General features: G+C 65.2%; 12 protein-coding genes. 1 reads left to right on the top strand and 11 read right to left on the bottom strand.

The genetic code is table 11. The annotated features are described in order from the left end of the window. The 7 genes from QM672_RS19150 to rhaS all read right to left on the bottom strand — a co-directional run. Nucleotides 1-1,708 (bottom strand): glutamate synthase central domain-containing protein (locus tag QM672_RS19150; RefSeq protein WP_415084450.1); only part of this gene is annotated, 1,708 nt, incomplete at its 3' end. 485 nt (nt 1,709-2,193) lie between these two features. After that, nucleotides 2,194-2,580 (bottom strand): type II toxin-antitoxin system VapC family toxin, encoded by a 387-nt coding sequence (locus QM672_RS19145; RefSeq protein WP_367626186.1) that lies wholly within the window; start codon nt 2,578-2,580, stop codon nt 2,194-2,196. Beyond that, a complete protein-coding gene (locus QM672_RS19140; protein ID WP_311934575.1) occupies nt 2,577-2,825 on the bottom strand; it encodes a type II toxin-antitoxin system VapB family antitoxin in 249 nt (82 codons plus the stop codon). Before QM672_RS19140 ends, QM672_RS19145 begins: the two co-directional genes overlap by 4 nt. Nucleotides 2,826-2,921: 96 nt before the next feature. Next, complete coding sequence (locus QM672_RS19135; RefSeq protein WP_311934574.1) at nt 2,922-3,923, bottom strand: ABC transporter permease; 1,002 nt, start codon at nt 3,921-3,923, stop codon at nt 2,922-2,924. Next, entirely contained in the window at nt 3,923-4,930 is a 1,008-nt protein-coding gene (locus QM672_RS19130; RefSeq protein WP_311934573.1) for an ABC transporter permease, read from the bottom strand. Before QM672_RS19130 ends, QM672_RS19135 begins: the two co-directional genes overlap by 1 nt. Then, a complete protein-coding gene (locus QM672_RS19125) occupies nt 4,927-6,423 on the bottom strand; it encodes a sugar ABC transporter ATP-binding protein (RefSeq protein ID WP_311934572.1) in 1,497 nt (498 codons plus the stop codon). The genes QM672_RS19130 and QM672_RS19125 overlap by 4 nt, the downstream gene beginning before the upstream one ends. Nucleotides 6,424-6,640: 217 nt before the next feature. Further along, complete coding sequence (rhaS, locus tag QM672_RS19120; RefSeq protein ID WP_322432595.1) at nt 6,641-7,633, bottom strand: rhamnose ABC transporter substrate-binding protein; 993 nt, start codon at nt 7,631-7,633, stop codon at nt 6,641-6,643. Nucleotides 7,634-7,948: 315 nt separating this feature from the next. On the opposite strand from rhaS, the gene QM672_RS19115 reads away from it, so the two are divergent. Next, nucleotides 7,949-8,524 carry a tyrosine phosphatase family protein gene (locus QM672_RS19115; RefSeq protein WP_415084446.1) on the top strand — a complete coding sequence of 192 codons (576 nt, stop codon included), beginning with the start codon at nt 7,949-7,951 and terminating at the stop codon, nt 8,522-8,524. A gap of 21 nt (nt 8,525-8,545) precedes the next feature. Here the strand turns inward: QM672_RS19115 and QM672_RS19110 are convergent, their stop codons facing one another. From QM672_RS19110 to QM672_RS19095, 4 genes are all read right to left on the bottom strand, one after another. Then, nucleotides 8,546-9,916 (bottom strand): FGGY-family carbohydrate kinase, encoded by a 1,371-nt coding sequence (locus QM672_RS19110; protein WP_415084444.1) that lies wholly within the window; start codon nt 9,914-9,916, stop codon nt 8,546-8,548. 22 nt (nt 9,917-9,938) lie between these two features. Then, entirely contained in the window at nt 9,939-11,006 is a 1,068-nt protein-coding gene (locus QM672_RS19105) for a substrate-binding domain-containing protein (protein WP_415084442.1), read from the bottom strand. A gap of 159 nt (nt 11,007-11,165) precedes the next feature. Then, on the bottom strand, nt 11,166-12,782 hold the full coding sequence (locus QM672_RS19100; protein ID WP_415084440.1) for an FGGY-family carbohydrate kinase: 1,617 nt from the start codon (nt 12,780-12,782) through the stop codon (nt 11,166-11,168). Nucleotides 12,783-13,076: 294 nt separating this feature from the next. Beyond that, the gene (locus tag QM672_RS19095) at nt 13,077-14,060 is read right to left on the bottom strand and encodes a LacI family DNA-binding transcriptional regulator (RefSeq protein WP_311934567.1); all 984 of its coding nucleotides are present in this window, start codon (nt 14,058-14,060) and stop codon (nt 13,077-13,079) included. Nucleotides 14,061-14,221: the final 161 nt, after the last annotated feature.

Genomic DNA, 14,221 nt, shown 5'->3' with positions numbered 1-14,221 from the left:
TGGTGACCTGGGCGAAGTTCTGCTTGAAATAGGTGTAGAGCAGCTTCGACTTGTCGGAGAGCGCCGAGATCGGCGTATCCGTGCCCATCGAGCCGACGGCCTCCTGACCGGTGGTCGCCATCGGCGGCAGCAGCAGCTTGATGTCTTCCTGGGTGTAGCCGAAGACCTGCTGGCGATCGAGCAGCGACACGTCGGTGCGCGAGGCGCGCGCTTCCACCGGGCGCAGATCCTCCAGCACGATCTGGGTGCGCTTGAGCCAGTCGCGATAGGGATTGGCGGTGGCGAGCGAAGCCTTCATCTCGTCGTCGGAGACGATGCGGCCTTCCTCCAGGTCGATCAGCAGCATCTTGCCGGGCTGCAGGCGCCACTTCTCGACGATGTCGGCCTCGGGGATCGGCAGCACGCCGAATTCGGAGGCGAGCACGACGAGCCCGTCCTTGGTGACGAGATAGCGGGCGGGCCTGAGACCGTTGCGGTCGAGCGTGGCGCCGATCTGACGGCCATCGGTGAAGACCACGGCGGCCGGCCCGTCCCAAGGCTCCATCAGCGCGGCATGGTATTCGTAGAAGGCGCGCCGGTCCTCGGACATCAGCGGATTGCCCGCCCAAGCCTCGGGGATCAGCATCATCATGGCGTGGGCGAGCGAATAACCGCCCTGCACCAGGAATTCGAGCGCATTGTCGAAGCAAGCGGTGTCCGACTGGCCTTCATAGGAGATCGGCCAGAGCTTGGAGATGTCGTTGCCGAACAGCTCGGAGTCGACCGAAGCCTGGCGCGCCGCCATCCAGTTCACATTGCCGCGCAGCGTGTTGATTTCGCCGTTATGCGCGACCATGCGGTAGGGGTGGGCCAGCGTCCAGCTCGGGAAAGTGTTGGTCGAGAAGCGCTGATGCACCAAAGCGATGGCGCTCTGGAAGCGCTCGTCGGTGAGGTCCTTGAAATAGTCGCCGAGCTGGGTGGCGAGCAGCATGCCCTTATAGGTGATGGTGCGGCTCGACACCGAGACCGGATAGAAGCCCGCCGTCACCGGCCGGCGCTCGACGTCGTTATAGATGACGTTGGAGATCACCTTGCGGATGATGAACAGCCGGCGCTCGAACTCGTCCTGGTCCGGCGTGGCGGCCGAGCGGCCGATGAAGGCCTGCATGTGGATCGGCTCGGTCGGCAGCACGCTCTCGCCCAGGCCCGAATTGTCCACGGGCACGGCGCGCCAGCCCAGGAACACCTCGCCTTCCTCGGCCACGATCTTCTCGACCACGCGCATGGCATGCACGCGGCCTTCCTCGTTGCGCGGCAGGAAGAAGAAGCCGACGGCGTAATCGCCGGGCGCCGGCAGCTCGAAGCCGAGATTGGCGCATTCGGCGGCGAAGAAGTCGTGCGGGATCTGTACGAGCATGCCGCAGCCGTCACCCGCCTTCGGATCGGCGCCGACGGCGCCGCGATGGTCGAGATTGTGCAGGATCTGCAGCGCCTGGCTGATGATCTTATGGCTCTTGCGGTTCTTCATATCGGCGATGAAGCCGACGCCGCAGGCATCCTTCTCATTGGCCGGATCATAGAGGCCCTGGGCCTGCGGCAAGCCGGGATCGCGCAGGACAGGCATGCGCGTCGATTTGGGATCTTTCGTCACGGTGGCATTGGTTTTCGTTGCAGCGTCGATCGCCGCTGCCGAAACCGTCTGCTGTCCGTGTTGGAAGATCGCGCTCATCGCCTGTTTCCTCTTCGCCTCAATCACCTGTTGCCGTCAGCCCGCACACTCGCCCGCTCATCGCCTGCCCATGCAAGGGTCGGGCCGCGACTATGCCGCCGGATTGTGAAAGCTGTCACTCAATTGTGCACCGCTCCGCGCTGAAACGCGAGAGCGGCGTTCTTGCCATACGGCCAAGCCGGGCCTGTGGGCCATCTTCGGCTGGTCCGCGGGCTGCCCCGAAAGGCGGCAGCATCCATAATGGGACAGCATAGCTGTCCTAATATGGATGGCTGACATGGCATAATTCCAAGCTGGGGACAAGCATATAAAAGCGGCAGCACGACTTTTTCTTGCGCGCAACCCCAGCATGGCAGCAAGAAACGAAATGTGATCACATCGAAGCGAGACAGAGAGTTCTGAAAAATCGCCATTATGGCGAGATCTTGTCAGGTCGATGCGAAGGTGTTTCGCGCCGGATAGGACGTCAGGGGCCTGCGTTCCCGTCAGGCGACGCCGACATCCGTCTGGCCGAAATCATTGCCCTTGAACAGCAGCGGCTCGCCCATGGCTTTGGCCAAGGCATAGGAGAAGCAGTCTCCGAAATTCAGTCCGGCCTTGTGACGCCCCTTGCCGAAATCGAGAAAGGCCTGACGGGCCAATTCCCCTTGATCGATCGTTACCGGTTCGACGACGATGCCGGCGCGACGAAAAAAGGCTTCGGCCTGCCGCATCCCCTCGGAGCCAAGCTGGTTCTCGATCACCATGGACAGTTCGACGTAACTCGCCACGCTGATACGGCAGATCTCTGCGTCGTGAATGCGCTGGACATAAGCCGCCGCTTCCGGCTCGCGATAGAGAATGGCGACGACGGCCGACGTATCGAGAATCATTTCGGCAGGCCTTTTTCGTCGTAGAGCAGGTCGGCATGATCGGCATAGGGGCGCCGCACATGCGAGGCGGCCCGATCGGCGATAGCCAGTAGTTCCGCGACGCTTGCCTTGGCCTTGCGTTGTTCGACCCTGGCGAAGCTGTCGCGCAGCGCCTCGATGACCACGCGTGTCATGTTCTCGCCCGTGGCACGGGAGATGGCCTGCGCCAGCCGATAGGCCTCGGGATCCTTGATGCTGAGGCTCATCGCAATCTCCATTCTAGAAAGGCCCCGAAATTTCTACCTTTCTACCCTGCCTGTCAATCAATAACGGCCTTGAGAGCCCAGCTCTGCGCCCAGGCCCTACCCCCGCATCCCCAGCATCCGCCGCACGATGATCGGCAGAGCGATCGCGGCCACCAGCAGCACGCCGAGAATGACGGCGATGACGATGCCGGGCACGTTGATCAGCGTCAGGCCGAAGGTGGTGAGGCCGAGCACGAAGACCGCGATCACCACGCCGGGCATGGTGCCGGAGCCTCCGGCGATCGAGATGCCGCCGAGCACCACCATGGTCACCACTTCGAGCTCCCAGCCCAGCGCGATGTTGGGCCGGGTCGAGCCGATGCGGGCGGTGAGCAGGGCCGAGGCGAGCCCGGACAGGAGGCCCGTCAGCACGAAGATGAGGAAACGGATGCGATTGACCGGGATGCCGGAGAAACGCGCCGCCACCGGGTTGTTGCCGATGGCATAGAGCATGCGCCCCCACACGGTGAAATGCAGCACGACGGTGAAGACCACGGCCAGGACCAGGAACAGGATGAAGGCCAGGTAAAGCGGCGGCTCCTGGACGATATAGAGCTGGGCGAGGTTGGTGTAGTCCTCCGGATAGGTGGTGATCGCCTGGTCACCCAGCACGACCTGGGCGATGCCGCGATAGAGCGACATGGTGCCGATGGTGACCACGATCGAGGGCAGGCCGAAGCCGGTGACCAGCCAGCCATTGAAGGCGCCGCAGACGATGCCGACGCCAAGGCCGATGGCGATCAGCATGACAGGCCCATAGCCCGCCTGCGCCCCATAGCCGATGGCGAGCGAGGCCAGCGCCACGATGGCGGCGACGGAGAGGTCGATCTCCCGGGTGAGGATCAGGAGTGCCATGCCGAGCGCGATGATCGCCTTCTCCGAGAAGTTCTGGGTCATGTCGGAGAGGTTGTAGAGATCGAGGAAATAGGGCGAGCCCAGCGCATTGACCACGATCACCGCCACCAGCAGCAGGCAGAGGATGGTCTCCCAGCGCAGCAGGCGGTCTGCCAGCGTGCGGGGCGCGCGGTCGAGCACCTGGTAGCGGGCGGTGTCCGTCATCACCGGGCTCCTTCTCTGGCGGCGGCGCGGCGGCGCGCCTCGGGCAGGATCAGCTTGCCGCCCTTGCGCTCGGCGCGGGCATTGACCACCACGGCCGCCAGGATCACCGCGCCGGAGATCGCCATCTGCCAGAAGGGCGAAACGTTGATCACCGGCAGGGCATTGACCACCACGCCGAGGAACAGGGCGCCGAGCAGCGCACCGCTGACCGAGCCGATGCCGCCGCCGATGGAAACGCCGCCGATCACGCAGGCCGCGATCACGCTGAGCTCGTAGCCGAGCGCGATCTCGGTATAGGCGATGCCGAAGCGGGCCACCCACAGATAGCCGCACAGGCCGGACACCGCGCCGGACAGGGTGAAGACCAGCAATTGCTGGCGGGCGAGATCGATGCCGCAATAGCGCGCCGCCACCGGGTTGCCGCCCACCGCATAGAGCCCGCGGCCGATGGTGGTGCGCCCGAGGAAGAGGGCCATCGCCGCCGCCACCGCAATGGCGAACCAGACCAGGCTCGACAGGCCGAGGAAGGTGGCATGCGGAAAGTTCAGGAAGGCCGGGGTCATCTTGTCGGAACTGATCCACTTGCCGCCCGAGACGATGAAGACGAGGCCGCGATAGATGGCGAGGGTACCGAGCGTCACCACGATCGAGGGAATGCCGACAAACGCGATGAACACGCCGTTGACGAAGCCGAAGAAGGTACCGACGGCGATGGCGACCAGGATGACCAGGCCGATCGGCAGGTCGGGCGCCGCGATCGAAAAGAGGGCGGCGACCATACCGCTGAGCGCCAGATTGGCCGCCACCGACAAGTCGATGCCGCGAATGAGGATCACCGTCATCTGGGCGAGCGCCAGCATGACGAGGATGGCGCTGTCCTTGAGCACGCCCATCAGGCTGTCCGTGCTCAGGAAGACCGGTGCCCGCAGCCCGATGGCCAGCACCATGCCTGCGACGATGAGGGCAAGAATGATCTCGCGGCCGTAGCGGCGCCACAGGGTTTTCATGCGTGGCCTCCCGTGGCTGCCGTGACGATGGCGGCGGCGTCCATCTCGGTCCGCGCGAATTCCTTCACGATGCGCCCCTCATGCATCACGAGGATGCGGTCTGACATGCCCATCACCTCCGGCAGCTCGGAGGAGATCAGCACCACGGCGAGGCCTTCCGCGGCTAGGTCCACCATGAAGTCGTGCACGGCGGCCTTGGAGCCGACGTCGATGCCCTTGGTCGGCTCGTCGAGGATGATGACCTTGGGATTGGTGGCGAGCCATTTGGCGATCACCACCTTCTGTTGGTTGCCGCCGGACAGTTCCTGCAGTTTCTGGTCCCAGGAGGCGGCCTTCACCGCGAGCCTGGTGCCCAAGCGGCGCGTATCGGCGATCTCCGAACGCTGGCTCAGGAAGCCGAAGCGGGCATGGCGTATCAGGCTGGCCAATGTGGTGTTCTCGCGCACGCCGAATGGCAGCACGGCGCCCTGGCTCTGGCGATCCTCCGGCACATAGGCGATGCCGGCGGCGATGGCGTCGGCGGGGCTTTTGATGGCACGAGCCTTGCCGCGCACGAGAATCTCGCCGGTATCAGGCCGGGAGAGCCCGAACACGGCCTGCATGGCCTCGGACCGGCCGGCGCCGACCAGCCCGTAAAGGCCGAGGATCTCGCCCTGGCGCAGCGTGAAGGAGATGTCGGCGAACTCGCTCTCATTGCCGAGATCCTTGACCTGGAGCGCGACGTCGCCGATCGGCACCTCGCGCTTGGGAAAGACCTGCTCGATCGAACGCCCGACCATCAGGCGGACGAGTTCGGCCGGGGTCGCCTCGCTGATCGCGCCATCGCCGACATATTCGCCGTCGCGCAGGCAGAGCCAGCGATCGGCGACGCGGAAGATTTCCTCGAATTTGTGGCTGATGAACAGGATGGCCCGTCCCTCGGCCTTGAGCTGGTCGATGATGCGGAAGAGATCGTCGATCTCGCGGGCCGAAAGCGCCGCCGTCGGCTCGTCCATGATGACGATGCGCGCCTCGTGGGACAGAGCGCGAGCGATCTCGACCAGATGCTTCTGGGCCACGCTCAGGGCTTTCAGCGGCTCGCCCGGATCGATGTCGGCATCGAGGCGCTTGAGCAGCTCGCGCGTCCGCGCATGCACGGCGCTCCAGTCCACCAGCCCGCCGGCACCCTTCGGCATATGGCCCATGAAGACGTTCTCGGCGACCGAGAGCTCGTCGAACATGATGGTTTCCTGGTGGATGGCGGTGATGCCGGCCGCCCAGGCGTCACGCGGGCTCGAAAACTGCAGGGCCTGCCCGCCGACCCGAAGCTCGCCCTCGTCCGGCGTGTAGATGCCGGTGAGGATCTTCACGATGGTGGACTTGCCGGCCCCGTTCTCCCCGAGCAGCGCCGTGACCTCGCCGGGATGAAGGGCAAGGCGCACGTCATGCAGCGCCCGCACGCCGGGGAAACGCTTGGAGATGCCGGAGAGGGAGAGAAGAGGGGTGGAGGTCATGAAACAGTCCGGCAACCGGGATCAAGCGCGACATTTACCGCGCCCTCGCCCCGCACGCGGGGAGAGGGTAAGGGTGAGGGGCTGTGCAAAGCGTAATCTTGCATCCGCTACGCTGCCCCTCATCCTTACCTTCTCCCCGTAAGAACGGGGAGAAGGGACGTTTGGCGTCGTGGCATGCTCAAAAAGCCTCGAACTCGCCCCAGCTATCGCTCAAACCTCAGAAGATCTTGGCGTATTTCTCGACGTTCGACTTGTCGAAAGTAAAGGGCTCGCCCATCACCGCCTCGCCGTCCTCGCCGATCTTGGTCTCGCCCATGCGCCCCATCTTCACGGTGGAGCCGGGCTTGGCGTCCTCGCCACCGATGATGCCGGCCAGGATCTGCGTGGCCGAATAGCCGTAATCGACGGGGTTCCAGATCGCAAAGCTATCGCAGGCGCCCTTCAGCACGGCGTCCTTCATTTCCGAGGGCAGGCCGAGACCGGTGATGAAGACCTTGCCGGCGAGGCCGCCGTCGATGATCGCCTTGGCGCCGGCGCGGATGCCGATGGTGGTGGGCGAGATCACGCCCTTGAGATTGGGATGGGTCTTCACCAGGCCCTGCATCTCGCGATAGGACTTGTCGTCCTGATCGTCGCCATAGACGGTGTCGACCAGCTTGAGCTTGGCGTATTCGGGCTTCTCCCACTCCCGCTTCATCGCGGCGATCCAGGAATTCTGGTTCGTCATGGTCGAAGCAGCGGAGAGGATGGCGACCTCGCCCTCGCCCTTGAGGGTCTTGGAAATCATCTGCACCTGCTTGGCACCGATCATCTCGGTAGAGGAGGCGTTGAGGTGCATGATGCGCCCGCCCTTGGCGATGGCGCTGTCGAAGGAGATCACCTTGATGCCGCGCTGCGCCGCCTTCTTGCCGACCGGCACCAGGGCGTTGGCGTCATTGGCGGAGACGATGATGCCGTCGACCTTCTGGGCGATCAGGGCGTCGATCACCGCGATCTGGTCCTCGGCGGTCGCCTTGGTGGGGGCTGTGTAGATGATCTCGATGCCGCCGAGTTCTTTGGCGGCCTGCTGGGCACCGTCGCGGCAGGCATCGAAATAGGAATTGCCGAGATTCTTCACCACCAGGGCGATACGCTTGTTGGCGGCGAAAGCCGGCGAGACCGCACCGAGCGGCAGGGCGCCCGCCAGCAGCGAGCCGCCCAGGATCTTCAAGGCGCTGCGACGAGATTGATCGTCGAACATGTCGTTCCCTCCAGTTTTATTTCCTGTTCTTGGCCAGCCGGCCTTGCCGGTCTGTCTGCCCGCAGGCGGCTTGACGGCCGGACTTGGCCGCCGACTCTCCCGCGCAGAGGCGCCATTCATGCCCGCCTCGCCGGCGAATGCAAGAGTCGGCTGCAATTTGTCTGATTAATTTTGGCCACGTCGCCATCGCCTTGCCCGGACCTTCGCGCGAAGGCCTTGATGACCGCGAGACCAGGGGCTACGACAGTCGAAATCACCCCTCCCCTCACATTGCCAATGGAACCGATGACTTCCCTTCCCACCTTTGCGGCCTGGACCGTCTGCGGCATCGACGAACTCGATCAGTTCAGCGGCTCCGGCGTCAGCCATGTGCTCTCGATCGTCGATCCCGACTGGCCCGACCTCGCGGCCTTTCGCGCCTATGGCGAGCACCAGCGCACCATCCTGCAATTCGACGACATCATCGACCCGATGCCCGGCAAGATCATGCCGGCGCGCGAGCACATGGCCGAAATTCTGCGCTTCGCCCGCGACGAAGCCGGCGCCGTCCTCGTGCCCGAACGCCTGCTGGTGCATTGCCATATGGGGGTTTCGCGCTCGACGGCTGCGATGGCGACGCTGATGGCCCGCTCCGATGCGAGCCTGGCGGAGGACGAGATTTTTACCCGCCTGCGCACGATCCGCCCGCAGGCCTGGCCCAACTCCGTCTTGATCGGCTTCGCCGACGACCTGCTCGGCCGCAGCGGGCGTCTCAAGGAGGCCCTTCGCCGGCACTATGCCTTCCAGAAACAGCACCGCCCCGACATGGCCGACTGGATGGTGCGGCTTGGCCGAGGGCGCGAAGTCGAGATGGCCGCCTGAGGCCAGCCCTTTGGCTTCGTATCAGGCCGTCGACGGGAGCGCCGCCCGCCATGCCGCCCTGTAGCCCAGCAGGGACTCGGTATCGGCATAGGCCATCGCCGGCCGTGCCGGCTCGCGTGCCGGCATATCGGGCCAGGTCGCGAGAAGAGAGGCGCCGTAGGCGGTGCCTGAACTGTCGAGGCTGGGCAGGACCGCCTGCCCCAGGCGTAGCGCCGCGAGCAGGCTGCAATAGACCGGATTGGCGGCAAAGCTGCCCTCGATCAACAAGGGGCCGCTGACAGCGCCGAGCGCCTCCAGGAGATAGTCGGTCAGCAGCACGCAATAGAGGCTGGCAAGCGCCGCCCGCATGCCCTCGCCGGCCGGCAGCGTGCCCCGGATCTCGCCGGGATGCGCCGGAAAGGGGCCGCCATTGGGCACGAAGCTCGGCAGCGCCAGCACACCGGCCGCCATCACGGCCGCGGCATCGGCAAGCGAGCAGGTCGGCGAGGCACCGTCGAGGATCACCGCATATTCCCGCCCGCCCATGAATTTGGCCGCCGGCACCGGCCGGGCCTCGACATCGGCATAGGCCTGCATGTCCCGGGCTGCGTCGAGCCGGCCGGGATCGGCGCCCAAGGCCATGATCACCGCCCAGGTGCCGGAGGAAACCAAGGTGAAGGGCGGCTCGAAGGCGATCAGATGCGGCAGGATCGAGCCGTTGGAATCGTGGATGCCGGCACGCACCCGCACCGTGTCGGGCAGGCCGGTCTCGGCCCGAACCTCGGGCCGCAACGGACCGAGCACGTCATAGGCCGCGATGGGCGGCGGGAACAGCGCCTGCCATCCGCAGCCGACAACCAGAGAGGACAGGCGCCTTTCACGAACGGCCCACAAATCGGAATGGCCGCCGATACCGGTGACCTCGTTGCGGGCGATGCCGGTGAGGCGCCAGGTGAAATATTGCGGATAGGGCACGATGTGCCGGACACGCGCGAAGGATTCGGGATGGCGCCGCTGCTGGTAGAAGATCTGCTTGCCGGAATTGAGCCCCGCCGACATCGGCGGCGACAGGGTTTCGGCAAAGGGCGGGCGGAACGGCGCATACTCGGCCTCGACCTCGCCGACGCCCTCGAACTCGTAGTCCATCACCGGCAGCGCCAGATCGTCCTCACCGATCAGGGCCATGGCAGCGCCATGGGTGGTGACGGCGATGTCGGCGATGGCATGCTCGGCGCCAGCCTGGCGCAGCCCTCCCATCAGGAAGCGCCAGATCGCCTCGACATCCGCATGCGGATAGGGCGGGCCGGCCAGCGGCCGGTTCGGCATCGAAGCCTGCCAGAGGCTGGCGGAGCCGTCGAACAGGACCAGCTTCACATTGGTCTTGCCGACATCGAGCACGGCGGTGACGGACATGGTCGGCTCGCAGGATTACGCCTCAATAGAGATCGGCATATTTATCGAAATTCTTGGCATCGACCACGAAGGGACGCAGCGTGGCGATACTGTTCTCCCCGAGCGCGATTTGGCCGAGACGGCCTGCGGTGACCAGGCTGCCCGTGCCTGTGGTCATGGTGTTCCTGGCCAGCGCCGCGGCAATCTGCATGGCGGCATAGCCGATATCCACCGGATTGGCGGTCGCGAAATATTCCACCGCCTTGGCCGACATCGCGGCCTTCAGCGTGGCCGGCCGGCCGAAGCCGGTGACGAAGACCTTGCCGGCAAGGCCCCTGTCCGAAACGCATTGCGCCGCCCCCACCAGCGCCGCCGGGCTGAAGACCAGCAGGCCCTTGAGATTGGGGCGCTGCCTCAGCACGAAGTCCGCGGCGGCATAGCCGGCCTTTTCATTGTCATTGTCATAGAGCGTGTCGGCGAGCTTGAGCTTGCCATAGGCCGGCTTGAGCCATTGCTGCATGGTCTCCGAAACCAGCCCCTGTCCATCCGCGCCATTGCGCGCACCGGCCAGGATGGCGACGTCACCGCCATCCTTGGCATCGTCGGCCAGCATCTGAAGGAAGGTCTCGGCTTTGCCGCGACTGCTGATGGGATCGACATGGGCCATGCGCGAATTGGCCGGCAGGGCCTGCTCGAAGGAGACCACCTTGATGCCGCGGATCATGGCGCGCTTGCACAGCGGCGCCAGCAGGCCGGCATCGATGGGGCTGATCAGGATGGCATCGACCTTCTGCTTCACGAAGCCGTTGATGAAGAGGGCCTGCTCGCGCACCAGGCGCTTTTCCGGCGCAGCCACGGCCATATCGAGCGTGCCGATCTGCGTCGCGGCCTCCTGGGCTCCGTCGGCGCAGGCCTTGTAGAAGGGATCATCCTTGACCGGCACGATCACCCCGACGCGCAGCCTGCCCTCGGTCACCGGCAAGACAGGCGTCGGATCGGCCTTGGGCTTGGGTTTCGGGCTGGGGGCCGAAAGAGCGCTGGACGACATGCCGGCTAACCCCAGCCCCCCCAGCAGCGTGACGATCTGGCGGCGGCTGAAGGTGTCGGTCATGGTAACTCCGTCCGGGGATGGTGCAAAAAACGGCAAAGAACACCGCAAGCCCGGTCGAAAGACCGGACCGGCAGCGAGAGCGGCCGAATCACGACCGCACCCATCTCATCACATGCCGTGATCTTTGCAATCACGGCGTTACCGCGAAATCGCCTTGCCTCAGGCCATCAGTTCGCGGGCCTGGCGCCCCGCGGCCTGCAGGGCTTCATAGACCTTGAATTTCTTCTCGTGGAAGGCGCGGATCTCGCCTTGCCCGGGCGCATAGGTAGCTCCGAGTGCGGACATGCCGCTCATCGCCTCGGCCAAGGCGGGATAGGCCTTGCCGGCCACGGCGCCGAGCATGGCCGCACCGAGCAGGACGGGCTCCGGCGTCTCGGCTACCGCAACCTCGATGCCGGTTGCGTCGGCGATGATCTGGCGGACCAACGGGCTCTGGGCCGCGCCGCCCGAGATGATGATCTGCTGGAGCACGATGCCCTTGGCCGCCATGGCCTCGACGATCTGCCGCGCGCCATAGGCAAGGCCGCACAGCCCGGCGACATAAAGCCTGACCAGGCTGTCGAGATCGTCCTCCAGATCCAGCCCGGCGATCACCGCACGGGCATCGGGATCGGCATGGGGTGCCCGATTGCCGAGAAACTCGGGCACGACGTGAATGCTGCGTGCCAGGGTGGCATCGCCGGCGAGATTGGCCTGCGCCTCCAGCCAGGCGAGCAGGGGGCGCCCGGCGGTTTCGGCCCGCTCCACGGCCTGGGCATAGGCGGGATGCAGAGTGAGGAGATGGTCGAGCGCCGCGCCGGCGGCCGACTGCCCGCCCTCGTTCAGCCAGAGGCCAGGCACCATCGCCGAGAAATAGGGGCCCCACACACCCGGCACGAAAGCGGCCTCGCGCGTGCTCGCCATGGTGCAGGCCGAGGTGCCGAAGACATAGGCGAGGCGCGCCGTCACGTCGGCACTCTGGCCGTCCTTGCCGGCCGCGCCGACGGTGCCGATGCCGCCGGCATGGGCATCGATCAGCGAGGCGCCGACAGGAATGCCCACCGTCAGGCCGAGATCGGCGGCTGCCGCCTCGGTCAGGCCGGAACCCAGCGGCGAACCGACGTCCACGATGGTGTCGCCGATACGGGCGAAGCCTTCATCGGCCAGCGCACCCAGCCCGATCTTGTGGAAATAGCCGGCGTCCCAGCGCTTCTCATGCGCCAGATAGGTCCATTTGCAGGTGACGGTGCAGACCGAGCGCGACAGCGAGCCGGTGGCGCGCCAGCTCAGATAATCCGGCAGGTCGAAGAAATAGCCGGCCGAGGCGAAGATCTCCGGCTTGTGCTCCCTCAGCCAGAGCAGCTTGGGCGTCTCCATCTCCGGCGAGATCACGCCACCGACATAGCGCAGCACCTCTTCGCCGGTCTCGTTGATGCGCCGGGTCTGGTCGAGCGAACGATGGTCCATCCAGACGATGACGTTGCGGTTGGGATCGTCGGACGGGCCGACGGAAAGCGGCTCGCCCTGCTTGCCCACCACCACCAGCGAGCAGGTCGCGTCGAAGCCGACGCCGGCAATGGCACCCGGCTCGACCGCAGCCTCGGCCAGCGCTCCCTTCACCGAGGCGCAGACCGCCTGCCAGATATTCTCGGAGGACTGCTCGACGATATCGCCGGGCTCGTGCCAGATGGTGATCGCCTGCTTGGCCGAACCGAGCAGCTTGCCGCTGGCGTCGAACACGCCGGCCCTGGCCGACCCCGTGCCTACATCGACACCGATGAAATACTGATCGCCCATCTCGCGGTTCGCTCCCGGATCTATGCTGCAGCCTTCCGCTGCTCTGAGCCTTCAGCTTAAAGGGGTGCCCGGGCTTGGCAACCTCGATTGGCTGGCGGGGCTGATACGAATTTCACCGAGCGCCATTGCTTTTCGATCGGAACACAAGCGAATTGGTGGGGGGACATCATGCCGTCGTGCAAACATTTGGATCGAACCCGCGAAGGCACTGCCCCGGAACGGCCCGCCATGGGCGATTGCCTTTTGACCAACGAAGAGCATCCCCGCCGCACCGCCAGCGTTTGGTAATCGCCGCTACGCCGAACTGCGGCGCACCACTTCAAAACCGATATCGACGATCTGTACGGGAATGGTCTCTTTGCGTATGCGCGCCAGCACCAATTCGCCGGCGCGTGTTCCAATGTCACGCCCAGCGATGCGTATCGTGGTGAGATCAAGGCCACTCGGTTGAGCGATCGAGAAATCACCAAAGCCGGCGACGGCGAGCGCTCCTGGTGTCTCGATGCCGCGCCGCTGCGCGGCCAGCAGCACACCGGCAGCAATGGCATCGAGGGAGCAAAACACGGCATCGGTATCGGGAAAACCAGCCAGCAACTGATCGAGGAGCGCTGGACCGCTTTCCATGCCGGCAACCACAGCGGCAACGGTAATTTCACGTGGCGCTATACCCAGGGCCGCCAATGCACTGCGATAGCCCTCGCGTCGCTGCAGGCCGCGCCGATCCTTCTCGTCACCAGGACCGATGAAAGCGATGCGTCGATAGCCATAGCCATGCAGCGCCATCGTCATTGCGCGACCGGCAGCCGGATTGTCGAAGCCGACCGCCATGTCGACCGGCTCGGCCGGCAGTTCCCAGGTCTCGACGACGGGCACGCCGGCTGTGCTCAGCAGGCGGCGTGCGCGGGGGGTATGCAGCGTGCCGGTCAGCACAACTCCATCGGGACGACGACCGAGGATCGCGCGCAGCAAATGCTCCTCGTCGGTCGCCGAATAATCCGACGAGCCGAGCAGAATGGAAAAGCCCGCCGCTTCGGCGCAGCGCGTGAGGCCCGCAATGGTCTGAGAGAAAATCGCGTTCTCGAACGTCGAGACCACCGCGGCGATCAACCCGCTACGCCGTGCGGCAAGACTGCCGGCCAGGAGGTCTGGCACATAGTCCAGTTCGGCCATCGCCGCTTCGATGCGGGCACGCGTTGTCGCCGCGACAAGTTCAGGCGTGCGTAGCGCACGCGAAACGGTCATCTGCGAAACACCGGCGCGTTGCGCCACATCGTCCATGCGGAGCCTGCGTTCTGTGTTGGGCTGTGATTTGGGGGCTGCCATGCGCCTTCGTTCACTTTATCCGCTTCGGCGCATCACCGCGCAAAGACCGACTCCGCCTCGTATTATTTTTCCTCTCACAACTCAACGCGCTTGACTCAAGATTATGTTACCGCAAA

The sequence above is a fragment of the Labrys sp. (in: a-proteobacteria) genome, assembly GCF_047605565.1.
Lineage (GTDB): Bacteria > Pseudomonadota > Alphaproteobacteria > Rhizobiales > Labraceae > Labrys > Labrys neptuniae.
This window is presented reverse-complemented; position numbering and strand designations above follow the sequence as displayed.

Bases quoted from the DNA above. Each gene is read 5' to 3' on its own strand.
- QM672_RS19145 (WP_367626186.1), bottom strand. From the start codon at position 2,580: ATGATTCTCGATACGTCGGCCGTCGTCGCCATTCTCTATCGCGAGCCG.
- QM672_RS19110 (WP_415084444.1), bottom strand. From the start codon at position 9,916: ATGTCCGTCACCGCCGTGCTCGATGTCGGCAAGACCAATGTGAAGCTG.
- QM672_RS19100 (WP_415084440.1), bottom strand. From the start codon at position 12,782: ATGGGCGATCAGTATTTCATCGGTGTCGATGTAGGCACGGGGTCGGCC.
- QM672_RS19135 (WP_311934574.1), bottom strand. From the start codon at position 3,923: ATGACGGACACCGCCCGCTACCAGGTGCTCGACCGCGCGCCCCGCACG.
- QM672_RS19115 (WP_415084446.1), top strand. From the start codon at position 7,949: ATGACTTCCCTTCCCACCTTTGCGGCCTGGACCGTCTGCGGCATCGAC.
- QM672_RS19140 (WP_311934575.1), bottom strand. From the start codon at position 2,825: ATGAGCCTCAGCATCAAGGATCCCGAGGCCTATCGGCTGGCGCAGGCC.
- QM672_RS19095 (WP_311934567.1), bottom strand. From the start codon at position 14,060: ATGGACGATGTGGCGCAACGCGCCGGTGTTTCGCAGATGACCGTTTCG.
- QM672_RS19125 (WP_311934572.1), bottom strand. From the start codon at position 6,423: ATGACCTCCACCCCTCTTCTCTCCCTCTCCGGCATCTCCAAGCGTTTC.
- QM672_RS19105 (WP_415084442.1), bottom strand. From the start codon at position 11,006: ATGACCGACACCTTCAGCCGCCGCCAGATCGTCACGCTGCTGGGGGGG.
- QM672_RS19130 (WP_311934573.1), bottom strand. From the start codon at position 4,930: ATGAAAACCCTGTGGCGCCGCTACGGCCGCGAGATCATTCTTGCCCTC.